This is a genomic window from Shewanella sp. VB17 (genome assembly GCF_013248905.1).
Classification (GTDB): Bacteria; Pseudomonadota; Gammaproteobacteria; order Enterobacterales; family Shewanellaceae; genus Shewanella.
Genome location: NZ_JABRVS010000001.1, coordinates 4,676,373 through 4,698,409, shown reverse-complemented (window position 1 = coordinate 4,698,409; position 22,037 = coordinate 4,676,373). Strand labels below are relative to the sequence as shown.

General features: G+C 41.6%; 25 protein-coding genes. 17 read left to right on the top strand and 8 right to left on the bottom strand.

Annotated elements, in window-relative coordinates; genetic code table 11:
- Window positions 1-46: 46 nt before the first annotated feature.
- The 4 genes from lptC to HQQ94_RS20220 all read right to left on the bottom strand — a co-directional run bounded on the left by lptC (window position 47) and on the right by HQQ94_RS20220 (window position 3,273).
- Window positions 47-610 carry an LPS export ABC transporter periplasmic protein LptC gene (gene lptC / locus HQQ94_RS20235; RefSeq protein WP_173296112.1) on the bottom strand — a complete coding sequence of 188 codons (564 nt, stop codon included), beginning with the start codon at window positions 608-610 and terminating at the stop codon, window positions 47-49.
- Window positions 607-1,158 carry a 3-deoxy-manno-octulosonate-8-phosphatase KdsC gene (kdsC, locus tag HQQ94_RS20230; RefSeq protein ID WP_173296111.1) on the bottom strand — a complete coding sequence of 184 codons (552 nt, stop codon included), beginning with the start codon at window positions 1,156-1,158 and terminating at the stop codon, window positions 607-609. The genes lptC and kdsC overlap by 4 nt, the downstream gene beginning before the upstream one ends.
- Window positions 1,159-1,252: 94 nt before the next feature.
- Entirely contained in the window at window positions 1,253-2,230 is a 978-nt protein-coding gene (locus HQQ94_RS20225) for a KpsF/GutQ family sugar-phosphate isomerase (RefSeq protein ID WP_173296110.1), read from the bottom strand.
- Between the two features lie 83 nt (window positions 2,231-2,313).
- Complete coding sequence (locus tag HQQ94_RS20220; protein WP_173296109.1) at window positions 2,314-3,273, bottom strand: calcium/sodium antiporter; 960 nt, start codon at window positions 3,271-3,273, stop codon at window positions 2,314-2,316.
- Between the two features lie 182 nt (window positions 3,274-3,455).
- Between HQQ94_RS20220 and HQQ94_RS20215 the strand changes: the two genes are divergently transcribed.
- The 7 genes from HQQ94_RS20215 (at window position 3,456) to murA (ending at window position 8,184) form a co-directional block, all read left to right on the top strand.
- The gene (locus HQQ94_RS20215) at window positions 3,456-4,271 is read left to right on the top strand and encodes an ATP-binding cassette domain-containing protein (protein ID WP_173296739.1); all 816 of its coding nucleotides are present in this window, start codon (window positions 3,456-3,458) and stop codon (window positions 4,269-4,271) included.
- A gap of 62 nt (window positions 4,272-4,333) precedes the next feature.
- Entirely contained in the window at window positions 4,334-5,116 is a 783-nt protein-coding gene (mlaE, locus tag HQQ94_RS20210; protein WP_173296108.1) for a lipid asymmetry maintenance ABC transporter permease subunit MlaE, read from the top strand.
- A gap of 63 nt (window positions 5,117-5,179) precedes the next feature.
- Window positions 5,180-5,647 (top strand): outer membrane lipid asymmetry maintenance protein MlaD, encoded by a 468-nt coding sequence (gene mlaD / locus HQQ94_RS20205; RefSeq protein ID WP_173296107.1) that lies wholly within the window; start codon window positions 5,180-5,182, stop codon window positions 5,645-5,647.
- Window positions 5,648-5,704: 57 nt separating this feature from the next.
- Window positions 5,705-6,313: a phospholipid-binding protein MlaC gene (locus HQQ94_RS20200; protein ID WP_375335724.1), complete on the top strand. Its 609-nt coding sequence runs from the start codon at window positions 5,705-5,707 to the stop codon at window positions 6,311-6,313.
- Window positions 6,314-6,607 carry an STAS domain-containing protein gene (locus tag HQQ94_RS20195; protein ID WP_173296105.1) on the top strand — a complete coding sequence of 98 codons (294 nt, stop codon included), beginning with the start codon at window positions 6,314-6,316 and terminating at the stop codon, window positions 6,605-6,607.
- 13 nt (window positions 6,608-6,620) lie between these two features.
- Window positions 6,621-6,911: a BolA family protein gene (locus HQQ94_RS20190; RefSeq protein WP_173296104.1), complete on the top strand. Its 291-nt coding sequence runs from the start codon at window positions 6,621-6,623 to the stop codon at window positions 6,909-6,911.
- 13 nt (window positions 6,912-6,924) lie between these two features.
- On the top strand, window positions 6,925-8,184 hold the full coding sequence (gene murA, locus HQQ94_RS20185) for a UDP-N-acetylglucosamine 1-carboxyvinyltransferase (protein WP_173296103.1): 1,260 nt from the start codon (window positions 6,925-6,927) through the stop codon (window positions 8,182-8,184).
- 63 nt (window positions 8,185-8,247) lie between these two features.
- On the opposite strand, the gene degS is transcribed toward murA, so the two are convergent.
- From degS to HQQ94_RS20170, 3 genes are all read right to left on the bottom strand, one after another.
- Window positions 8,248-9,333 (bottom strand): outer membrane-stress sensor serine endopeptidase DegS, encoded by a 1,086-nt coding sequence (degS, locus tag HQQ94_RS20180; RefSeq protein WP_173296738.1) that lies wholly within the window; start codon window positions 9,331-9,333, stop codon window positions 8,248-8,250.
- Window positions 9,334-9,429: 96 nt separating this feature from the next.
- Complete coding sequence (locus HQQ94_RS20175) at window positions 9,430-10,788, bottom strand: DegQ family serine endoprotease (protein WP_173296102.1); 1,359 nt, start codon at window positions 10,786-10,788, stop codon at window positions 9,430-9,432.
- Window positions 10,789-10,937: 149 nt separating this feature from the next.
- Window positions 10,938-11,336: a ZapG family protein gene (locus HQQ94_RS20170; RefSeq protein WP_173296101.1), complete on the bottom strand. Its 399-nt coding sequence runs from the start codon at window positions 11,334-11,336 to the stop codon at window positions 10,938-10,940.
- Between the two features lie 113 nt (window positions 11,337-11,449).
- On the opposite strand from HQQ94_RS20170, the gene zapE reads away from it, so the two are divergent.
- The 10 genes from zapE (at window position 11,450) to HQQ94_RS20120 (ending at window position 20,499) form a co-directional block, all read left to right on the top strand.
- Window positions 11,450-12,556 (top strand): cell division protein ZapE, encoded by a 1,107-nt coding sequence (gene zapE / locus HQQ94_RS20165; protein WP_173296100.1) that lies wholly within the window; start codon window positions 11,450-11,452, stop codon window positions 12,554-12,556.
- A 261-nt stretch (window positions 12,557-12,817) separates the two neighbouring features.
- Entirely contained in the window at window positions 12,818-13,249 is a 432-nt protein-coding gene (rplM, locus tag HQQ94_RS20160; protein ID WP_173296099.1) for a 50S ribosomal protein L13, read from the top strand.
- Between the two features lie 15 nt (window positions 13,250-13,264).
- Complete coding sequence (gene rpsI, locus HQQ94_RS20155) at window positions 13,265-13,657, top strand: 30S ribosomal protein S9 (protein ID WP_173296098.1); 393 nt, start codon at window positions 13,265-13,267, stop codon at window positions 13,655-13,657.
- Window positions 13,658-13,778: 121 nt separating this feature from the next.
- Entirely contained in the window at window positions 13,779-13,967 is a 189-nt protein-coding gene (locus tag HQQ94_RS20150; RefSeq protein ID WP_173296097.1) for a DUF2065 domain-containing protein, read from the top strand.
- Between the two features lie 66 nt (window positions 13,968-14,033).
- On the top strand, window positions 14,034-15,329 hold the full coding sequence (locus HQQ94_RS20145) for an adenylosuccinate synthase (protein ID WP_173296096.1): 1,296 nt from the start codon (window positions 14,034-14,036) through the stop codon (window positions 15,327-15,329).
- 249 nt (window positions 15,330-15,578) lie between these two features.
- Window positions 15,579-16,193, top strand: coding sequence for a tetratricopeptide repeat protein (locus HQQ94_RS20140; RefSeq protein ID WP_254304227.1), 615 nt, complete (start codon window positions 15,579-15,581; stop codon window positions 16,191-16,193).
- A gap of 60 nt (window positions 16,194-16,253) precedes the next feature.
- On the top strand, window positions 16,254-18,740 hold the full coding sequence (gene rnr / locus HQQ94_RS20135) for a ribonuclease R (protein WP_173296095.1): 2,487 nt from the start codon (window positions 16,254-16,256) through the stop codon (window positions 18,738-18,740).
- A gap of 15 nt (window positions 18,741-18,755) precedes the next feature.
- Window positions 18,756-19,496, top strand: coding sequence for a 23S rRNA (guanosine(2251)-2'-O)-methyltransferase RlmB (gene rlmB, locus HQQ94_RS20130; RefSeq protein ID WP_173296094.1), 741 nt, complete (start codon window positions 18,756-18,758; stop codon window positions 19,494-19,496).
- Between the two features lie 260 nt (window positions 19,497-19,756).
- Window positions 19,757-20,062, top strand: a complete 306-nt coding sequence (locus tag HQQ94_RS23155; protein ID WP_173296093.1) for a transposase — start codon at window positions 19,757-19,759, stop codon at window positions 20,060-20,062.
- A gap of 188 nt (window positions 20,063-20,250) precedes the next feature.
- Entirely contained in the window at window positions 20,251-20,499 is a 249-nt protein-coding gene (locus tag HQQ94_RS20120) for a hypothetical protein (protein WP_173292470.1), read from the top strand.
- Window positions 20,500-20,758: 259 nt separating this feature from the next.
- Here HQQ94_RS20120 and HQQ94_RS20115 read toward each other — a convergent pair whose 3' ends face one another.
- Window positions 20,759-21,655, bottom strand: a complete 897-nt coding sequence (locus HQQ94_RS20115) for a transporter substrate-binding domain-containing protein (RefSeq protein ID WP_173296092.1) — start codon at window positions 21,653-21,655, stop codon at window positions 20,759-20,761.
- Window positions 21,656-22,037: the final 382 nt, after the last annotated feature.

The window sequence follows — 22,037 nt, the reverse complement described above, 5'->3', positions numbered from 1 at the left end:
AATGATGCGTGTGTCGTCCGGTTTTACGGTGACAAAATGATCGCCATCACTGTGGTTCATAGGTGCCATGAACTTGACTGGTTAATGTTACAATTTCAGCATTGAGGTCGCCATATAAACCTAATCCTTCAATGACAAAGTCACTACCGGTAATATAAACTTTTCTATCTGATACCATCATTCTCGTATTGAGATCTAACTCTAGATAGCTGGTGGTGACAGTCTGTATTGGTTCTTTAGTATCTATGGCGTTGATAATCACATTATCCTCGAGTATGACTTTACCTGAGTTTTTATTCATTATGCCCTTAGCTGACTGAACTTGCCATTGAGCTTGGCCTTGGCCTTTCTCGGGGTAAATCAGGTATATTGGTTCAGTAAATAGGGTGGTATTATTATCTTCGTAGTGTTCCATATGTTTGGCGCTGAGTCGATTACTGACTAAACCTAATTCATTATATTGAACGCTTTTTATGTTATCTACAATGTAATCTGGTCGAGATTGCGCATCAAGAGTTAACTCGGTATTTCCTCGTTTCAACTGTACCTGCCAGTAAAGCAATAGCGCGGTGCCAAAAAAGACGGTAATGGCCAGAGTCACTCTATTCATATGCTCATCCCATGAGCAGTTTCGAATTTATTTTGGCTCAGAAGTAAGAGATCAGTCAATTCACGTAATGCACCATGACCTCCTATAATATGAGTAATAAAATCGACATTTTGTTTGACATAAGGGTGACCATCAGCAACACAGACTGATAATCCAACTTGTTTCATCACCGGTAAGTCGACCATGTCATCTCCAATATAAGCGACTTCTTCAGGAGTCACATTGTGAAGTGATAATAGTGCTTGATAGGGGACTAGTTTGTCATCAATCCCTTGATAAATATGAGAAATACCTAATGCACTCATTCGTTCTTCAACTATTTTTGACTTTCTTCCTGTAATAATAGCGACGGATATACCACTGGTGAGCAAAGATCTAATGCCATAACCATCACGAGTATGAAATGTTTTGAGCTCATCACCAGTGTTACTCATATAGACTAAACCATCTGAAAATACGCCATCGACATCGCAGATGAGCAGTTTAATTTTGCTCGCTTTGATCCAAATATTATCCTCTATAGGACCATAAAAGCCTTGATGTGCCATATTTAATCATCTCCATTGTCGCTTTGCATTAGTGAAGCTGCTCATCTTTATCTAAGCTGACTCCATGTAAGGGGAAATCCCCTTAAACTTTTGATTAGATAACGCCAGCTTTCACCATATCTAACATGTTCAAGGCGCCTACCGGGTGTTGATGTTCATCAATGACAATCAAACCGTTGATATCTTTATTTTCCATTACGTTGAGTGCTGCTGCTGCTAAAATATTCGCAGACACAGTAGCACAGTCTCGAGACATCACATCGCTAATTAAGGTGGTGCGTAAATTGGCTTCGCTATCGATAACTCGCCTTAGGTCACCATCGGTAAAGACACCGACTAATTTATGGTCATTATCGACGACCGCGGTCATTCCTAACCCCTTTTTAGAGATCTCATAAAGCGCATCAGTAATGCAAGTATCATGGCTGACCAAAGGTAATTCTTTACCTTTATGCATCACATCGCTTACTTTAAGCAATAATTTACGCCCTAACGTACCACCTGGATGTGAAAGAGCAAAATCATCTTTGGTAAATCCTCTGGCTTGTAGTAGCGCGACGGCTAATGCATCACCCATGACTAAAGTGGCTGTGGTACTGGAAGTTGGTGCTAAGCCCAGAGGGCAAGCCTCTTCTGGCACCTCAATGCAAAGGTGAACTGCAGACAGTTTAGCCATATTTGAATTAGGGTTACTCGTACAGGCAATGATAGGCAGACCCATACGCTTGATGACAGGCATTAAGGTTAAGATCTCACTTGCCTCACCTGAGTTAGAAATAACCATAATAATATCGTTTTCACTTAACACTCCGAGATCACCGTGACTTGCTTCACCTGGGTGAACAAAAAAAGCGGGCGTGCCAGTACTGGCTAATGTTGCTGATATTTTATTACCGATATGACCTGATTTACCCATGCCCATGACTATCACTTTACCGGTACCATTAAGGATTAATTGGCAGGCTTGTGTGAACTCTATTGAATCGACATATTGATATAGGTTATCGAGGGCATTGCGTTCGATGTCGATAACATTCCTGCCCCATTGCCGAAGTTGGGTTACATCTATCATTTTTCTCTCTCTATTTGCTCAAGGCAATATGTATTAATTTAACCAAGTTTGTGAGTTTATTAATACCATAAAATACGATTAAGTTAGATCTGAAATAGGACTAACTGATATGCGACAAAAGTACCAAGTAATATCACACCATGCCAGGGTTTTAAAGATCTTGCTCGACCACTTAATAAGATAAATGCCGCAAGAGCACTACTGGTTGCCATGACCATGTAAAAATCACGAGTACTAGCAGCCGTATCGACAGCGCCAGGCGCGATGATAGCAGGGATTGCTAATACAGCTAAAATATTGAATAAATTTGAGCCGACAATATTACCTATGGCCAGATCATCCTCTTTTTTCAACACACCTGAAATGCACGCAGCCAGCTCTGGAAGACTGGTGCCTATTGCGATAATGGTTAAGCCGATGACTAAGTCTGATAAATGGTAGGCTTTCGCTATCCCTACAGCCCCTTGAACCATCCAATCTGCTGAGAGAGGGAGTAATATGATGCCTATCACCAGCCATATTATCGCCCTCGATGTTGGAACATCTTTTGGGATGACATCGTTAGCTTCATCTACCGGTACATCAGGTTTTTTATTGGTGATAGCATGCCAGATTAAATAGCCCATTAGCATGAAGAAAAGACCTAATAAGATAAATCCTTCTATGCGTGTCAGTATGCCATCATGGAGGAAGTAACCTGCGATCCCTGTGGCTATTAACATCAGAGGGATTTCACGTATTAAGGTTTGTGAACTCACGGCGATGGCACCAAGTAAGGAGGTAATGCCTAAAATGAGAGTAATGTTGGCAATATTAGATCCTAAGACATTGCCAATGGCGGTATCGGTCATTCCTTCCATTGAAGCGGTGGCTGCAACGAACATTTCCGGTGCCGAACTGCCCATAGCGACAATGGTTAATCCGATTAACATAGGCGGAAGGCCTAAGTTTCTGGCAAAAGCTGCAGCGCCATAAACAAATTTATCAGCGCTCCATACTAAGGCGACTAATCCGGCGATAAGCATAAAAATATTAAATAACATTAAATGACTTCCGTGAGGAGTTATATGGGCATTTTCGCTGTAATTGAGCCAAATTGAAAGTATTGCGACAAGATAGTGTCGATTCAGTTGTACCGAATAGGTCAATTACGTACAATTTGCTTCTTTTGTTTGGGTAGACTGTTGCTTTGGGCAGTTAATTCACTCTCGTGGGATGGATGATGATGGATAGTAAGGCGTTAGCTGAGCCAAAATCATTGGTTGAAATCCATAATTTGGGTTTTAGTCGTGGTGAACATGTAATTTTTGATGATATTAGCCTGTCTATTCCTAGAGGCAAGGTGACCGCTATCATGGGGCCGAGTGGAATAGGGAAAACCACACTGCTTAAATTGATGGGTGGGCAACTAATGCCTGATGTTGGCCAGGTGTTATTTGATGGTGTTGATGTACACCAATGCCGTAGAGATGAATTGTTCACGTTGCGTAAACGCATGAGCATGTTATTTCAAAGCGGCGCACTTTTTACCGATATGAATGTATTCGATAATGTTGCTTTTGCTTTGCGTGAGCATTCTGGGTTACCAGAGCCCATTATTAAGCGAATTGCATTGATGAAACTTGAAGCTGTTGGGCTGCGTGGTGCAGCATTTATGATGCCGAGTGAGCTTTCTGGCGGAATGCAACGACGAGCTGCGTTAGCAAGGGCCATTGCACTTGAACCTGAAATGGTGATGTATGATGAACCTTTTGCAGGGCAAGACCCTATCTCTATGGGGGTGCTGGTTAAACTTATTCGTGAGTTATCTGTAGCATTGAAATTGACGTCAGTGGTGATATCTCACGATGTCCAAGAAGTGCTGAGTATTGCCGATTATGTTTATGTGATGGCAGATAAACGAGTGATTGCCCAAGGAACCCCGGCAGAATTGAAAGCTTCTGAACTTGAGCAGTTGAAACAGTTTATCGGTGGTGAGCCAGATGGGCCTGTGCCTTTTCACTTTCCAGCCAAAGACTATCAACAGGATTTATTGGGATAAGATGATTAACGTTAATTTATGCTTAATAAGCTTCACTGATCGTTTATGGTGTGGAATATAAAATGAGTTTGATAGATAAAATAGCTGACGTAGGTCGTGCTAGCATTGATCTGATAACAGGTTTAGGACGTGCAGGGTTAATGCTGTGGGGGGCGATAGCCCGCAAGCCAAGATCAAAAGATTTCTCTTTATTTGTAAAGCAATTGTATGTTGTCGGTGTGCAATCAATGTTGCTGATATTTGTGTCAGGACTTTTTATCGGCATGGTGCTTGCGCTACAAGGGTATCAGCTTCTTATCGGATTTGGCGCTGAAGAAAGTTTGGGGCCGATGGTGGCATTAAGCTTGCTTCGAGAACTAGGACCGGTAGTGACAGCACTTCTATTTGCTGGACGGGCAGGATCAGCATTGACTGCAGAAATAGGCTTGATGAAAAGTACTGAGCAGCTTTCAAGTTTGGAGATGATGGCTATCGACCCATTGCGCCAGATCATCGCACCACGTTTCTGGGCTGGAGTGGTGAGTTTACCTCTATTGGCGCTTATTTTTACTGCGGTGGGAATATATGGTGGGCATATCGTTGGGGTTGAATGGAAAGGCATCGATAGTGGCAGTTTCTGGTCAATTTTGCAGGCTTCTGTCGAGTGGCGTCAAGATATCGTTAACTGTTTAATTAAAAGTGTCGTGTTTGCGATTGTGGTGACTTGGATAGCTTTGTATCGTGGTTATCAAGTGATCCCCAACCCTGAAGGGATAAGCAAAGCAACAACACAAACAGTGGTTCAGTCTAGTTTGGCAGTGTTGGCGTTAGACTTCCTGTTAACAGCGCTGATGTTTGGCCGTTAACGAGATGAATGTTTGGCAGCTAACATTAAATAAGATACGCAATTAAAGAATGGAAAAATAAGTATGTTGACACGAAAAATAGAGGTTTTAGTTGGCCTGTTTCTTTTATCAGGTTTAGCTGCATTTCTGGTGTTGGTGTTTAATGTCGCCAATGTTGAAGTGAGTTCGAGCAGTAGTCACTACACCTTATATGCTAAATTTAGCAATGCTGGTGGCCTTAAAGTTCGCTCTCCGGTGAAAGTTGGTGGCGTTGTGGTTGGGCGAGTGAGTGATATTAGCCTAGATCCTGTTCAATTAGTTGCCGTGGTCAAGTTATCGATTGATAAGAAGTTTAACCAATTCCCAGAAACCAGCAGTCTGTCTATTTTGACTGCAGGTTTATTAGGTGAGCAGTTTTTAGGATTAACCCCCGGCTTTGTCGACGATGATATCGGGATGCTAGCTGATGGCGATCGTATTGATGATACTCACTCAGCGCTCGTGTTAGAAGAATTAATCGGTCAATTTTTGTATAGTGCATCAGAGAAGTAAGGAATAATAATGGTCAATTACATGCATAAATGGGTAGCGTCGGGATTATTGGTGTTGATGAGCGCGGTGGTTCACAGTGAAGAGTTAAAAGTGAACAGCATGGATCCCTATGTTATGGTGGAAACTGTAGCTAATAATACTTTTGACAGATTTCATCATGATATTGCCATTATTGAGGCTAACCCTGACCATCTTAAAGTGATAATCTCCGATGAGTTGATGCCTTATATCGATGTTAAATATGCGTCTTATAAAGTAATGGGGAGCTATTTAAGGCAAACAAGCAAAGAACAGCGAGAACGTTTTGTCGGCGCGTTTAAGGGGTATCTCATTTCCACTTATGCGCAGGCATTTACTGAATACACAGATCAAGAAGTGAAGTTTGCTCAATCTGCTGACTTCAGCAAAGAAAAAATAGTAGATGTGGGGGTACAGATTGTTGATGGCAGTCGACCACCGATTAAATTGCAATTTAGAGTTCGTCGTCTGAAAGATGATAGCTGGAAAGCGTTTGATTTAGTCGCTGAAGGGGTCAGTTTACTGGCATCAAAAAGTTCAGAAATATCAAACCTTATCCGTCAAAAGGGAATTGAGACTGTGATCACTGAACTTGAAGATCGTACTAAAACTTCAATCAAACGTGCTTCTACGGATAAGAAGGCTTAAGTGGCAGATTTTATTCAACAAGGGGCAGTATGTCATATCAAGGGGCGTTTATCTCAAGTTGAAGTGCCAGCACTGTGGCGGCAAAGACGCTCGCTGCTAGCTGAAGACATTGAGGTCATCGATCTCTCTGCGCTTGTATACACAGACAGTGCTGGGATCGCTTTTATTTTGGAGTTGATGAGCTTGGCAAAAGCTGAAAAACGGACATTGTTTTTTGTTTCTCCTTCAGAGCAAATCTCAAAACTCATTGATTTATATGATTTAGAATGCTTCTTCATTGAAGAAGCCAGATAAGGTAAATAGCTTCATGAATGCTAACGAGACAGAACAAGTTAACAAAGAAACCGCAAAACTTAAAGAAATAGAGCAGGTTTTACTCGATGCGCTTCCATTAGATGAAGTGCATGTCACTCAAGCTGGAACTCACTATAAGATTGTTGCTGTTGGTGAATGTTTCGATGGGATGGGACGTGTAAAGCAGCAACAAATAATCTATGGACCGTTAATGGAGCGAATTACCAGTGGTGAATTGCATGCACTAACCATTAATGCGTTCACGCCGACACAATGGAAGCGTGAAAAAGTGTTTAACATGTAATTTGAGAGTTAAAGTGGATAAATTAAAGATTGAGGCGAGTAAAGCGCTTGCTGGTAATGTCGTCATATCGGGCGCTAAAAACGCAGCTCTGCCTATTTTGATGGCGAGTGTTTTAGCTGAAACCGATTTTGTGGTTAGTAATGTACCAAATCTACGAGATGTAAACACGAGTTGCGAATTACTGCGCTGCCTTGGTGCAGAAGTGAGCCGTAGTGATAACAGTCAAGTGCACATTTCTACCCGTTCATTGAATAATTTTTGTGCTCCTTATGATTTGGTGAAAACCATGAGGGCATCAATTTTAATCTTGGGCCCTTTATTGGCCCGCTTTGGTACCGCTGATGTGTCATTACCCGGTGGCTGTGCTATCGGAGCGCGCCCAGTGAATCTTCATCTTCATGGTTTAGAGTTGATGGGGGCAAAGATTGAAGTGAAAGAAGGCTATATCAAGGCAAGAGTTGATGGTCGATTGAAAGGTGCCCATATCTTTATGGATATGATTAGTGTTGGCGCAACAGAGAACTTATTGATGGCTGCAACACTTGCTGATGGTGAGACTATCATTGAGAATGCTGCGCGTGAACCTGAAGTGATCGATTTAGCTAACTGTTTAATCGCGATGGGAGCAAAAATAGAAGGTGCTGGGACAGACTCTATTCGTATTCAAGGTGTTAAATCTCTGCAAGGGGGTCATTATCGTGTTATGCCAGATAGAATTGAGACTGGCAGCTTTTTAATTGCTGCTGCAGTAACACGGGGTAAGATACGTTGTGTTAATGCTGATCCATCCACTCTTGAGGCTGTGTTGGCTAAGCTTGAAGATGCCGGAGCGCATATTACAACAGGCAGCGATTGGATTGAATTGGATATGAAAGGCATGCGACCTAAAGCTGTGAATATTAAAACAGTGCCTTATCCAGGTTTTCCTACTGATATGCAAGCGCAGTTTTGTTTGTTGAATGTATTAGCGGTGGGGACATCAAGGATCACTGAAACGATTTTTGAAAACCGATTTATGCATGTTCCTGAACTTATTCGTATGGGGGCTAAAATGGAACTTGAAGGCAATACATGTATTATTGAGGGTATCGAGAGACTGAATGGTGCACAGGTAATGGCGACAGATTTAAGGGCTTCAGCGAGTCTGGTTATTGCAGGTCTTGTGGCGGATGGCATCACGATTGTTGACCGTATTTATCACCTGGATCGCGGTTATGAACATATTGAAGATAAGTTTAAAGGCTTAGGTGGGCAAATTGTGCGTGTAAGTTAATCTATACCTCACCTTAGTTAAACTAACGGCCTACATTATGTAGGCCGTTAGTTTTAGCCAATATTACTTGGTTTCTTGAATCGATTTTTCACGGATAGTGACGGGTACATTGTGGATCTTGCCTTGACGTATGACGGTCATAATGATTTGCTCATTCGGTGTTGACTCTGCAATTCTGTCCATCAGCATCTCCACTCCAGGTACACGCTCACCCTCAAATTGAGTGATAATATCTCCAGCTTGTAATTGCGCTTTTGCTGCTGGCCCTTTAGGGTCTACTTCAGTTATTTCAATGCCGGTTAGGTTCGGTAAATTCAAGATTTGTGCGGTGACTTGCTCTACCGGTTTACCTGTTATCCCTAGTTCACCACGGATAACGCGGCCATTTTTGATCAATTTACTCATGATGCTATGAGCGAGTTTGATGGGAATGGCAAAATTGATACCATGGCCACCACCTTCATCGTTGATTTGATAAGATGCGGTGTTTATCCCGATAAGTTGCCCGCTGGTATCGATAAGTGCACCACCAGAATTGCCTGCATTAATCGCTGCATCAGTTTGCAAAAAATCTAAGTAGCCGGAACTTAAGCCATTACGTCCTGTGGCACTGACGATCCCTTGGGTAATTGTTTGGCCTAAGTTATAGGGGTTGCCAATGGCTAAAACAACATCACCAACTTGAGCTGGTGTTGCTAAATTAATGGGGGCTATCGGGAGTGTGTCTCCTTCAATTTTTAACACGGCAAGATCAGTTACAGGATCTGAACCAACCACTTCCGATGTGAATTTACGCCCATCTTGTAATGCGACCACAATTTCATCTGCTTTTTTTATCACATGATAATTCGTTAAGATAAAGCCTTGCTCACTCATGATAACACCAGATCCTAGCCCTTGAAGCGAACCTGAATTTAATGGTTGATCACGATCGACGCTAAGACTATAAATGTTCACAACAGCGGGTGCTGCTCGTCTTACTGCTGTAGAAAATGAGAGTTCGAATCTATTATCGCCACGTTTTTGAAAAAACATGCTTGAAGCATCATTATTGGGTATTAAAGAGGTGATAATGATAAAGACAGCCGCCATTATTAGGCCAAAGGTGACTGCCTTGCCGATATATAAAAGTGTGTCTTTTATAGCCATAGATGAAAGTGTTAGCGAAATTTGGATTAGATTAACACGATTGGTGTTAATAAGCATGAGAGGATTATCCCCTCTCATGCTGTTACTGGGCGTGACTTACCTTAAGATTAAGAAAAGACTGCTATGACCACGCAGTATTTTTAATGCCACCGTCGTTTGTTGCTCTTTTAGCTTAATTTTAAGTTCATTAAGATCGTCAATTGCGTTGCGATTGACGCCGACAATGATGTCACCTTTTCGCAATCCACTGGCAGCAGCAGGTGAATTTTGTTCTATGTCAGTAATTTCAATACCATCACCATCATCGTTATTTTCCAATGTCGCACCAGCAAGCATTGGATGAACGGCACCAGCGGCAGCTTCACTTGTTTGACTGCTCTCACCAAGTGTTGCAGATACCGTTTTTGAATCACCATCACGGATTAAACCAAATTTAACCTTGGCACCGGCACCCATAGTGGCTACTTTTGCTCGTAGTTCTTGGAAGGTTTTAATCTTACGGTCATTGACGCTGATGATAATGTCACCGGCTTTAATACCGGCATTATCGGCAGCGCTACCTTCCATTACTTGATCGACAAAACCGCCATGCTGAGTATTAAGTCCAAATGCTTTTGCAAGTTCATTGGTCAAATCTCTGCCTGATACGCCGAGTACACCACGGCGAACTTCACCATGTTCAATGATCTGATCGACTAAGTTATTGACCATGTTAGCTGGAATTGCAAAACCAATCCCGACGTTGCCGCCACCTGGTGCTACAATAGCAGTGTTAATACCAATAAGATCGCCATTAAGGTTGACTAAGGCGCCCCCTGAATTACCGCTATTAATCGCTGCATCGGTTTGAATGAAATTCTCTAACATTTCGATACCTAAGCCGCTACGGCCCATGGCACTAACAATACCAGAGGTGACGGTTTGGCCTAAGCCAAAAGGATTGCCAATAGCAACGGCAAAGTCACCGACTTTTAGCTTGTCTGAGTCAGCACGTTTAACCGCGACTAAATCTTTCGCTTCAATCTGCACAAGTGCAATATCAGACTCAGCATCAGTGCCAATTAATTTAGCTTCGACTTCTCGACCGTCAGATAGACCGATTAAAATCTCATCAGCACCATCAATTACATGGTTGTTGGTGACAATATACCCTTCTTTAGCATCAATAATAACCCCTGATCCTAGGCCTCTAAAAGGACGTTCACGCACTTGCTCTTGGGGTGCGTTAGGGCCAAAAAAGTATCGAAATGCATCGGGTACTTTTTGTTTTGAAACATGTGTTCCTTTAACCGCAACAGCAACCACTGCAGGTGTTGTGCGTTCCAACATAGGCGCAAGACTTGGAATTGCCTCGCTATTCACAGCCATTGGGATCGCTGCTTGTGATATGGCTGGAGTCAAGCTAAGGGATGCCGTTAATAGGGCGGCAGAGAGTAAGCTTAATTTCGTTTTCATCAATTCATGGCTCCAATGTCGAATATAGAAATATAATCACTTAATGATAATTGGGCAATATCATTGCTTATTCAAGAGGTGATCACAAATCAATTGTTACAGAGTCCGACCGAAAAAATGTAATGAAAGTTCACTATTATTAACAAAGGTTAATTGTGTTTATTTACGATAATGATACTTTCGGTTTCTTGACTGTGCATTTTAGGTTCTTGATTGGCTAAAATACAATTATCTTGTTTGATGTGTTCAGTCTTGTCAGTGCTGAACGTTGCTAAGGGTTTAACGCTGTTCTTTGGCGCTAACATATTTGCTGCTTCATTCCATTGGCGATTGACTTTATTTAGTTGCTCGGTTAATTCTGAGAGTTGTTGGTAATGAACTTCGAAATGATCTGTGACTTCCTGCTTGTGTTGGCTCAGTTCTAAGCTGGTTTGTTCCAGCACTTTATCTCTGTTATTTGACTCATTATTTCTCGCGGAAATAGATCTGATCACATAACCTAAAACAACGCCAAGCACAAAAGTGGCAACAACTAACGGCCATTCCATATACGGATCCTCTATATTTAACCTTGAAGGTCATGATGAAAACAATAGTACATTGGTGATTCCTGACATGATACCATTTAGATGAATTTTAAAGATAGAAGAGATCATTAGACGTGCCCCATCTAACGCCATGGCAACATTATCAGCAAGACCTAATTCGAGATGATTTTTCTCATGATCCGGCGCAAGAGCTGGCTGTAAAAAGCTTGCAACGGGTGTTTGATGAGATCCAAAAGCTAAACAGCAAACCGACAGGTATTGCTAAGTTGTCTTCTTTTCTTGTTGCTAAAAAACAAACGGTCAAAGGTTTGTACCTGTGGGGTGGGGTAGGACGTGGCAAGACCTACTTAATGGATACTTTTTATGACTCACTACCAGGTGATAACAAGCTAAGGGCTCATTTTCATCGATTTATGCATCAAGTTCATCTCGATCTCGATGGTTTAAAAGGGCAAAGGGATCCACTGCTTATTATCGCTAAGCAGATGTCAGAGCAGTATCAAGTGATTTGCTTTGATGAGTTCTTTGTCTCGGATATTACCGATGCAATGCTACTGGGCACCTTATTTCAAGCTTTGTTTAAAGAAGGAGTATGCCTTGTCGCCACTTCGAATATTATTCCAGATGAATTGTATCGTAATGGTTTGCAGCGGGTGCGCTTTTTGCCAGCGATTGAACTGATTAATCAGCATTGTCAAATCTTAAATGTTGATTCTGGTATTGATTATCGGTTACGTACATTAGAGCAGGCGGAGATTTATCATTTTCCGTTGGATACACAGGCCGATACTAATTTATTGACCTATTTTGATAGATTAGCGCCAGAGTCTGAATTATCGACAGCTGACATCGAAATTGATGGACGAAATATCGCCATTAGACAACAAGCTCAAGGTGTGTTGTTTATTAATTTTAGGGACCTTTGTGATGGTCCAAGAAGTCAACGTGATTATATGGAGCTTGCCTGTTTATATCATACAGTATTGCTCAGTAGTGTAGAGCAAATGGGGGATAAATTAACAGGGGACGATATTGCCCGACGTTTTCTCGCCATGGTAGATGAATTTTATGAACGAAATGTCAAACTGATTATATCAGCAGAGGTTTCACTAGATAATATTTATATTGAAGGTTTGTTAACCTTTGAGTTTAGGCGTTGCCGCTCACGTTTAATCGAGATGCAATCTCATGACTATCTTGCGTTAGAACACCTTCCATAAGCGTTAATATCGCTGGTTTTGGGATTTAACCTGCGCCAGTGATGGGGATGTATCGATTTAAATTGCTTAGATTGTAAAAATTAGGTGATTTTTAGCCCAGCTTTGACTATAATCCGCCACCTGCCCTCGTTACTCCGTCGATATGACGGAAGTTGTAAAGCCTAATTCTTTGCTCGAAGGGGCGGGGAATGGCACTATTTGTGTTTTATCAAATAATTGGTAGAGCATTTGAGACAGAATTTAACATTGGGTTTTTGTAAAATGAAGACTACTTTTACTGCTACACCAGAAACAGTCACTCGCGAGTGGTTTGTTGTTGACGCTGAAGGTAAAACTTTGGGTCGTATCGCTACTGAAATAGCTTCACGTTTACGTGGTAAGCATAAACCAGAGTATACACCTCATGTCGATACAGGTGACTACATCGTTGTTATCAACGCTGAGAAAGTTACTGTTACTGGTAATAAAGCGAAAGGCAAAGTGTACTACTCGCACTCGGGTTTCATCGGTGGTATTAAGCAAATCACTTTTGAAAAGTTGCAAGCGCATAAGCCTGAAATGATTATTGAGAAAGCGGTTAAGGGTATGTTGCCTAAAGGTCCTTTAGGACGTGCCATGTTCCGTAAACTTAAAGTTTACGCGGGTACAGAACATAACCACGCTGCACAACAACCTCAAGTTCTTGATATTTAAAACAGGATTAAGCTAATGGCTGCAACTCAGTACTACGGCACTGGCCGTCGCAAAACATCTACAGCTCGCGTATTCGCGAAAATGGGAACTGGTAAAATCCTTGTTAACCAGCTACCACTAGATGAATATTTTGGTCGTGAAACTTCTCGCATGGTTGTTCGTCAGCCACTTGAGCTAGTTGAAATGACTGACAAGTTAGACATCTATGTCACTGTTAAGGGTGGTGGTAACACTGGCCAAGCTGGTGCTATTCGTCACGGTATTACCCGTGCGTTGATGGAACTTGATGAATCACTACGTCCATCTCTACGTGCCGCTGGTTTTGTTACCCGTGATGCTCGTAAAGTAGAGCGTAAGAAAGTTGGTCTACGTAAAGCACGTCGTAAACCACAGTTCTCTAAGCGTTAATTTTCGCTTTCAGAATACAAAAAACCCAGCTTATGCTGGGTTTTTTATTGGATGAAATTCATCTTTTTTGAATATTGCTCTAAGCCTATTTTTGGGGCATAGATTATTAGGAACTGACTTAATGACTTTTCAACTCATCATGCTTGCATTAGCAATTGTGCTTATTCTTGAAGGAATAGGCCCGCTTTTGTTTCCTCATCGTTGGAGGGCATATTTAAAAGATATTTCTAATCAAAATCAACAGCTTCTGCAACGATTAGGTGGTGCTTTAGTAACCGCAGGTGTTACATTATTGATTATTTTTTCATAAACTACTTGCCTACCGCCCCTATTGATCTGCTAAAATCCCGTTTTAACCACTACCGTGCAGCAAATCATGGGCAAAAACGTCGTAGTTCTTGGCACCCAATGGGGTGACGAAGGAAAGGGTAAGATAGTTGATCTACTTACCGAGCAGTCAAAATATGTTGTTCGATATCAAGGTGGCCATAACGCCGGCCACACGCTTGTTATCGATGGCGAAAAAACCGTTCTTCATCTAATTCCATCAGGGATCTTACGCAATAATGTTAAATGCATTATTGGTAACGGTGTCGTACTTGCACCAGATGCACTGATGACTGAGATCAATATGCTGAAAGAGCGTGGCATTCCTGTAGAGGAACGTCTACTGATCTCTGAAGCATGTCCACTCATTCTTCCATTCCATTGTGCTCTAGATATTGCCCGTGAAAAAGCGCGCGGAAATAAAGCGATTGGCACAACGGGCCGTGGTATTGGTCCTGCTTATGAAGATAAGGTTTCACGCCGCGGTCTTCGTGTAGGTGATCTGTTTAATGCAGCGCTATTTGCAGAAAAACTAAAAGAGGTGATGAGTTATCACAACTTTATGTTGACTGAATATTACCAGTGTGAAGCGGTCGATTATGAAAAGACATTGGAAGATGCACTTGCCATTGCTGACTACTTGAAAAGTATGTGTGTAGATGTAACAGAACTTCTGGATCAGGCACGTAAAGCGGGTGAGCCAATTCTGTTTGAAGGCGCACAAGGTACATTACTTGATATCGATCACGGTACTTATCCGTTTGTAACCTCTTCAAATACTACCGCTGGTGGTGTTGCGACAGGTTCAGGATTCGGCCCTCGTCATCTTGATTATGTGTTGGGGATCATGAAAGCTTACACCACACGTGTTGGTGCAGGTCCGTTCCCAACTGAGCTTCAGTGCGAGATCGGTGATTACTTAGGCACTAAAGGTCACGAGTTCGGAGCCACCACAGGTCGTAAACGTCGTCCAGGTTGGTTAGATGTTGTGGCGATGAAGCGTGCAGTACAGATCAACAGTGTCAGTGGGTTCTGCCTGACTAAGCTTGATGTATTAGATGGTTTGGAAGAAGTGAAAATCTGTGTTGGTTACCAGTACCCAGATGGTACCGTGGCGACAGTGACACCTCTTGCCGCTGAAGGTTATGAGCAAGTAACCCCAGTACTTGAGACCATGCCCGGTTGGAGTGAGACCACTTTTGGGGCCACTTCTCTAGAGCAACTACCCCAAGCAGCGTTGAATTATATTAAACGTCTTGAAGAGCTGTTAGAAACGCCCATTGACATTATTTCAACCGGCCCAGATAGAAACGAAACCATGATTCTAGTGAATCCGTTTAGTTAATATTACAGAGGCCGCATTAGCGGCCTTTTTATTTTGAGGAGGTAAATTTAATGGCCCTTAAGAAATGGGCTATACTGCCGATGACCTATTATGAATAGAGAAAGGTAAGTATGGATGAAATAAAATACTTAATATTGACGAGTATTTTATCTCATCGCTACTTATCACAGATAAATATTGGTGAGAAAAGTTATGCTAAAAAAAGACTTGATGAACTTTATAGCTAATTTACCCAGCTCAGCCTTTATCATGAGCTTTGTGCTTATTGCTTCTTTGTCTAGCCAAGTCCAAGCACAAATTGAAGATCAAGCGGTAGATATCTATAGCCAAGAGCAGTTAATTGGGCTTATTCGCACTAAACAATATCTGACCCGTGTGAAAGAGGATGATTGTCAGCTCGTTCAAGATATTGAAGCGAGAGCTGAGGTGCTGAAACAGCCTCTATATCAATATCTTTGGGCCGAAATGTTAAACTATGGTATTTGTGTCGAAGCCAACCCTCCAAGAGGAATGAGCTTGTTGAGAGATGCCGTGGCTCAGGGCAGTGCTGAGGCGATGGTAAGGGTTGCAGAATATTATTATCATGGTACGTTTGTATTTCAAGATAAAGATCGCGCCGTTCAGTATGTGTTGCCTGCTGCGGCAAGTGGTGATCTGCCTGCGCGTATGCTGTTAGTCAGATTGTTTGGTGAAGGGTATGGCAGCTATAGAGATTTTGAGTTGGGATACCTTTGGCTTTATAACGACGTATTTAGCGATGAGGCGACGAAACAAGAAGCTTACAAATTATTGAAGGTGCTTGAGCAAAAAATACCGCCTAGTATCATTGCTAGGATTAAACTGGAACACCTGAAATCCCGATAAATAATACAATTTTATTTGTATGGCCTAGATAGCGTTCTAGGTATAAATTTGAGACATTGAATGATCAAAGATCCGCATTTAAAGCGTGAACAAGACAATTATGAAAACCCAATTCCTAGCCGCGAGTATATTCTAGATCACTTGCGCTCTGAAACATCCCCCTTAAACCGTGAACGTATTGCGGCAGCACTCAAGCTAGAAAGTGAAGAGCAGCTTGAAGCCTTAAGACGTCGACTTCGTGCGATGGAGCGTGATGGTGAGTTGGTTTTCACTCGTGGGCAAGCCTATGGTTTACCTGAAAGAATGGACCTGTTAACAGGGACTATCATAGGGCATAAAGACGGCTTCGGTTTCTTAAAGCTCGAAGAGGGGGGGGATGACCTCTTTATTAATAATCGTGACATGCAAATGTATTTCCATGGCGATAAAGTGCTGGCGCAAAAAGCGGGTGTCGATCGCAAGGGACGCCGTGAAGCCAGAATCGTTCGCTTGGTTCAGCAAAGAGCTGCTGCGTTAGTAGGCCGTTTCCATTTGGATTCAGGCATGGCATTTGTCATTGCTGATGATAGGCGAATTACCCAAGAAATTTTGATCCCAGATGAAGACAAAAATAGCGCTCGTCAGGGAGATATTGTTGTTCTGGAGTTGACTCGTCGACCTGGACGTTATGTAAAGGCTGCTGGTAAGGTGACAGAGGTGCTTGGTCAGCAGATGGCACCGGGAATGGAAATTGAGATTGCGTTACGCAATTATGATTTACCGCATACTTGGTCAAGCCTTATTGAGAAAAAACTGCGTGCCATCCCTGATGAGGTACCAGAAGCCGATAAAGTGGACCGAATCGATTTACGTCAGTTACCTCTGGTGACAATTGATGGTGAAGATGCACGTGATTTTGATGACGCCGTGTATGCTGAAAAGAAAAAAAGTGGCGGTTGGCGTTTATGGGTTGCGATTGCTGATGTGAGTCATTATGTGCGTACAGAATCAGCGTTAGATAAAGAAGCACGTGCACGTGGTAATTCAGTGTATTTTCCATCACAAGTCATCCCAATGCTGCCGGAGAAAATCTCTAATGGCTTGTGTTCGCTAAACCCAGGAGTGGATCGCTTGTGCATGGTGGCCGAGATGACGATTGCTGCCACGGGTAAACTGTCGGGTTACAAATTCTATCCTGCAGTGATGCATTCACATGGACGTCTGACTTACACTCAAGTGGCCGATATGCTTGAAGGTGGCGAAATTTCACCTGAGCTTAAGCCTATTTTTCCTCATCTTAAAGAGTTGCAATCGCTTTATTTAATTTTGGATGGGATCCGGGCTGATCGCGGCGCGATCGCATTTGAAACCACAGAGACCAAGTTCGTGTTCAACTCTGCTCGAAAAATAGACAGTATAGTGCCGAGCCATCGTAACCAAGCACACAAAATCATTGAAGAGTGCATGATTTTAGCCAATGTCGCATCGGCCAAATTTGTGAAGAAACATAAAGGTGAAGTCCTTTATCGGGTGCATGAGTCGCCATCGGAGCAGAAGCTCACTAACTTTAAAGATTTTTTGAAAGAACGTGGTTTGACCATGGGAGGAGGACTTGAGCCAACGCCTAAGGATTATCAGGCGATTATGGAAAAAATAGCTGATAGACCCGATGCTGAGCTGATTCAGATCATGTTGCTGCGTTCCATGCGTCAAGCAACGTATACGCCTGATAACGAAGGCCACTTTGGTTTAGCCCTCGAAGCCTACTCTCACTTTACTTCACCGATCCGACGTTATCCTGATTTAATTTTACACCGCGTTATCCGCTATTTATTAGCCAAAGAACAAGGTGAAGCCAAAGAAAAATGGACATCCGATGGGGGTTATAATTACCAAATTGAAGAGTTAGACTTATTAGGGGTCGAGTGTTCAACAACTGAGCGCCGTGCGGATGAAGCGACCCGTGATGTCAATGACTGGCTTAAATGTGAATTTATGCAAGATCATGTGGGTGATACGTTTGAAGCTGTTATCGCCTCTGTGACTCACTTTGGTATGTTTGTGCGTTTGGATAAACTGTTTATCGATGGCTTAGTGCATATTTCAAGCCTAGGCAGTGATTATTATCAGTACGACAACATGCGTCAGCGATTGGTGGGTGAAGCCTCTGGTCAAATTTATCAGCTTGGTGATGCGGTAACGGTGAAAGTGGCTGGTGTTAATTTAGATGATCGTCAGATTGACCTTATAATGGCAAGCGAAGCGGGTAAGCCTACCCGTCCAAGCCGTGGCAAAAAACCGATCACGGCAAGAGATCGTGTTAATATAGAAGGTGCTAAGTTAGGGAAAGGGGAAAAGAGCGATAAGCCTAAAAGGCGCGGCTCTCGCTCAAAAAGTGGAGTGAGTAAAGCCGCTGGCGGCAAAAATCTTGATTCAGCTAAAGTCAAAACCAGTGGTGGAGCTAAAGAGTCAGGCGTTAAAACCAGCACTGCTGCTAAGAAGTCGAAGGCTAAAAAGTCTTCAGCAAAAAAGAGCCCTGCTAAACGCAAAGTAAAAGCAAGCAAGTAATAGAGACTGAAATAAATGAAAAAACAAGATATCACCTTTGGTATTCACGCTGTTGAAGCGGTATTAAAGCATAGTCCAGAGCGAGTGATCGAGATGTGGATACAGTCGGGTCGTGATGATCAACGTCTAACGACACTTGTTCAAATGGCTGCAGAATACGGTGTTTCAGTTCAAAAGGTCGCGCGTAAAGTATTAGATGATAAATCTGATAATGGGCAGCACCAAGGGGTGTTAACACGAGTCAAACCCATTAAACAGCTCAATGACAATGATCTATTGGCTTTGATTGAGAAAACAGAAACCCCTTTTTTGCTTATCTTAGACGGCGTTACCGACCCACACAATCTAGGGGCATGTCTGCGTAATGCCGATGCGGCTGGTGTGCATGGGGTTATTGTGCCGCGAGATAACTCTGTTGGTTTAACGCCAACAGTGAGCAAGGTTTCCTGTGGTGCAGCGGAAGTCGTGCCCTTGTTTCAGGTGACCAACTTAGCGCGCACTATGAAGAGTCTACAAGACAAAGGGATCTGGATTGTGGGCGCAGCAGGTGAAGCCGATAGCGACCTATACAAGACAGATCTTAAGGGATCACTTGCTATTGCCATGGGCGCCGAAGATAAAGGTTTGCGGCGTTTAACTCGTGAGGGTTGCGATTCGATAGCTTCAATCCCTATGTCTGGATCTGTTTCAAGTCTTAACGTTTCGGTTGCCAGCGGGATCTGTTTGTTTGAGGCTGTACGGCAGAGGTTAGCGTAATTGTAAATTCGATTAGGCTAATTTCTCTGTAGCTTAATTTTATTTAGCTTAGATGAATGCCGGTGTGGATTACTCCTCATCGGCATTTTTATTTATATTGCTTTTAAGTTTTTATCTCTACAGGGCCACTCTTAATTTTTTTAGGATCCGGCTTGAAAGTCATAACGAATTTTTAGTCGCATTTCGCTGTAAGCGTAGAGGATTTTGCCCTAGTTGTGGCGTACGATGAATGGTAGAAAGAGTGTAGTGGCCAATATAACTTGACCACTACATACCGAGGTTATTATAGAAGCTTTGAGCACTTCATATCGACTAAACGTCTTGATAAATTAACGATTGTCTACCTTGATAATGCCTCATTTCATCGCGCTAAGTGTTTTAAAGAAAAATGCTATAAATGGTTACTAAAAGGGCCTGTTATAATCTATTTACCAGCTTATTCACCCGGACTCAATATCATTGAATTACTCTGGAAAAAGATCAAATATGAATGGCTATCTTGCCATGTTTTTATCACGTTTGAGACGCTAAAAAATAGTATAAAAGACATGTTGTATAATTATTAGTCTAAATATTCGATAAATTTTAGTTAAGTGCTTAAGAAGTTTTGGTAACCAATATATAACCAATATATTGGTTATATATAATTTATTTTTAGTCAAGATTTTTGAGTTAAGTTTGATGCAGGTTTAAATACTATGAAGCGATTTTCTTAATTTTAATCCGCGTCATATAAATAACATAGGACTTTATTGTGAAAATGATTAAAAATATTATTGTGGCGGCTATTTTAGCTATTTCTCCAATTTCATCTATTACAGCTTACGCGAATGCGAATGCGAATGATCGCCAAGAAGATCGTCAAGATGATCGTCGAGATGATCGCCAAGATGATCGTCAAGATGATCGTCAAGATGATCGTCAAGATGACCGCCAAGATGATCGTCAAGATGATCGTCAAGATGACCGCCAAGATGATCGTAGAGATAATCGACGAGACTAAATTTAGTTCAATTACACGCAATATAATGACTGTGGTAGTTGATTGCATAGAGGTTAAGCAATAACTATGTGTTAGCTTTTAGATGTTTGTTATTGCTGGATTTTTTGAAGTATTAATCTTAATGATTATTTTTCAGCGTGCTTCTAGGGCGAGGCGTAACTCACTCTAATGATATCGCCATGATTAAACTTTAGTCATGGCTACTTAGCAGTTATGCTAGCTATCTCTTCAATATCATTATTGCATAGGCTAACTATATTCAATTACTCTCTGTTAACGTTGAATATTTCTGTAATATTATAGAGAATTCTGCTGTTTTTTTTATGTCTTCAATCCCCTGCCAAATTTTTTCAGCTGTGTTGCTATTTCTCATCATAAAACTCTCAGAAAAAGCAAGGTAATATGAATTTTCTTGTATTATTATTGGGCTTTTAATTATTTTTGAAAACTGCTCTTTATGTAAGCTTATATTTGTGTCGATTATTGTTTCCATATTAACTATTCCTGTTATGCGACCTAACATTAACATTTGTAAACTCTGCATAGGATTTATCGTTTTTGATAATTTAAGGCCCATGTCTGCTAATTTACTGTTTATCGAATAACCTGTAGTGACACCAATTTCATCAAATTTAGATACATTTAAAAACTTATGACCATCCCAATCAATTTTAGAGCCTTTAAGTTTATATAGATAATACCCAATATTCCTGGTCTTTTTACTATGAGATAATTCCCCAAGTACTTTAACGAGATTATTATCCATTTTAAATTCAGGTGATTTTTTGAAGTTAGACCATGCTATATTATCGAATGGTTTATTTCTTGGGTAGAAAGCCCAATATTCTCTTTCAGTTTTAAAGCTGGTAGGGAACATTCCGTCTATTTTTCCAGATTGAAGATAAAGCTTAGCCCTTACCCAAGGAAGACGTAAAAATTTGAACTTTATGTCTAGTTTTTTTTCAACAAGTTTATATAGTTCCAGTTCCACTCCTGGGTTATTCTCGTTAAATATTTTTCCTGCTTCCCAAATCCAAGGCCTACCTGATGTTTCATCTGTGGCAATTGTTATGACAGTTTGAGCATAAGTCACTGAAGTTAATAATGAACAAAAAAGATAAGTTAGGACTTTCTTAATAAGACTCATTTTATTCACAGTCTATCATTGTTTGGCTTAACTTTAATAATAACTGATTCTATATTTTATACCAATGAGATACATTATTCGAATTCAGTGACAAGAAAGTGAGTAACAGAAAGTCAGCGGTTAGAAGTCAGGAAGTCATATATTTTTGCTTTAGCACATCCTCTATTAACCTTTTAGTTACTTAAACTTAGCGTTGCGCAGGTTGGTGATGATGACTTTAGCTCGACGTATCCTTATCGATCGGACTGACAGGGGAATTAGACCAGAGCAAAGAGGTTTCATCGACTCAAGATGTTCTAAATTACTTGATGGATCTGGTCTCTGATCCGATGCCTTAATCACCGTAGCAAAAGAGTTGTGCCGCCAATACTGGTCAGATGTACTTGTGTCG

What these genes read in the sequence shown, in the direction of transcription:
- lptC (WP_173296112.1), bottom strand. Translation starts at nt 610, where the DNA reads ATGAATAGAGTGACTCTGGCCATTACCGTCTTTTTTGGCACCGCGCTA.
- kdsC (WP_173296111.1), bottom strand. Translation starts at nt 1,158, where the DNA reads ATGGCACATCAAGGCTTTTATGGTCCTATAGAGGATAATATTTGGATC.
- HQQ94_RS20225 (WP_173296110.1), bottom strand. Translation starts at nt 2,230, where the DNA reads ATGATAGATGTAACCCAACTTCGGCAATGGGGCAGGAATGTTATCGAC.
- HQQ94_RS20220 (WP_173296109.1), bottom strand. Translation starts at nt 3,273, where the DNA reads ATGTTATTTAATATTTTTATGCTTATCGCCGGATTAGTCGCCTTAGTA.
- HQQ94_RS20215 (WP_173296739.1), top strand. Translation starts at nt 3,456, where the DNA reads ATGGATAGTAAGGCGTTAGCTGAGCCAAAATCATTGGTTGAAATCCAT.
- mlaE (WP_173296108.1), top strand. Translation starts at nt 4,334, where the DNA reads ATGAGTTTGATAGATAAAATAGCTGACGTAGGTCGTGCTAGCATTGAT.
- mlaD (WP_173296107.1), top strand. Translation starts at nt 5,180, where the DNA reads ATGTTGACACGAAAAATAGAGGTTTTAGTTGGCCTGTTTCTTTTATCA.
- HQQ94_RS20200 (WP_375335724.1), top strand. Translation starts at nt 5,705, where the DNA reads ATGAGCGCGGTGGTTCACAGTGAAGAGTTAAAAGTGAACAGCATGGAT.
- HQQ94_RS20190 (WP_173296104.1), top strand. Translation starts at nt 6,621, where the DNA reads ATGAATGCTAACGAGACAGAACAAGTTAACAAAGAAACCGCAAAACTT.
- degS (WP_173296738.1), bottom strand. Translation starts at nt 9,333, where the DNA reads ATGGCTATAAAAGACACACTTTTATATATCGGCAAGGCAGTCACCTTT.
- HQQ94_RS20175 (WP_173296102.1), bottom strand. Translation starts at nt 10,788, where the DNA reads ATGAAAACGAAATTAAGCTTACTCTCTGCCGCCCTATTAACGGCATCC.
- HQQ94_RS20170 (WP_173296101.1), bottom strand. Translation starts at nt 11,336, where the DNA reads ATGGAATGGCCGTTAGTTGTTGCCACTTTTGTGCTTGGCGTTGTTTTA.
- rplM (WP_173296099.1), top strand. Translation starts at nt 12,818, where the DNA reads ATGAAGACTACTTTTACTGCTACACCAGAAACAGTCACTCGCGAGTGG.
- rpsI (WP_173296098.1), top strand. Translation starts at nt 13,265, where the DNA reads ATGGCTGCAACTCAGTACTACGGCACTGGCCGTCGCAAAACATCTACA.
- HQQ94_RS20150 (WP_173296097.1), top strand. Translation starts at nt 13,779, where the DNA reads ATGACTTTTCAACTCATCATGCTTGCATTAGCAATTGTGCTTATTCTT.
- HQQ94_RS20145 (WP_173296096.1), top strand. Translation starts at nt 14,034, where the DNA reads ATGGGCAAAAACGTCGTAGTTCTTGGCACCCAATGGGGTGACGAAGGA.
- HQQ94_RS20140 (WP_254304227.1), top strand. Translation starts at nt 15,579, where the DNA reads ATGAGCTTTGTGCTTATTGCTTCTTTGTCTAGCCAAGTCCAAGCACAA.
- rnr (WP_173296095.1), top strand. Translation starts at nt 16,254, where the DNA reads ATGATCAAAGATCCGCATTTAAAGCGTGAACAAGACAATTATGAAAAC.
- rlmB (WP_173296094.1), top strand. Translation starts at nt 18,756, where the DNA reads ATGAAAAAACAAGATATCACCTTTGGTATTCACGCTGTTGAAGCGGTA.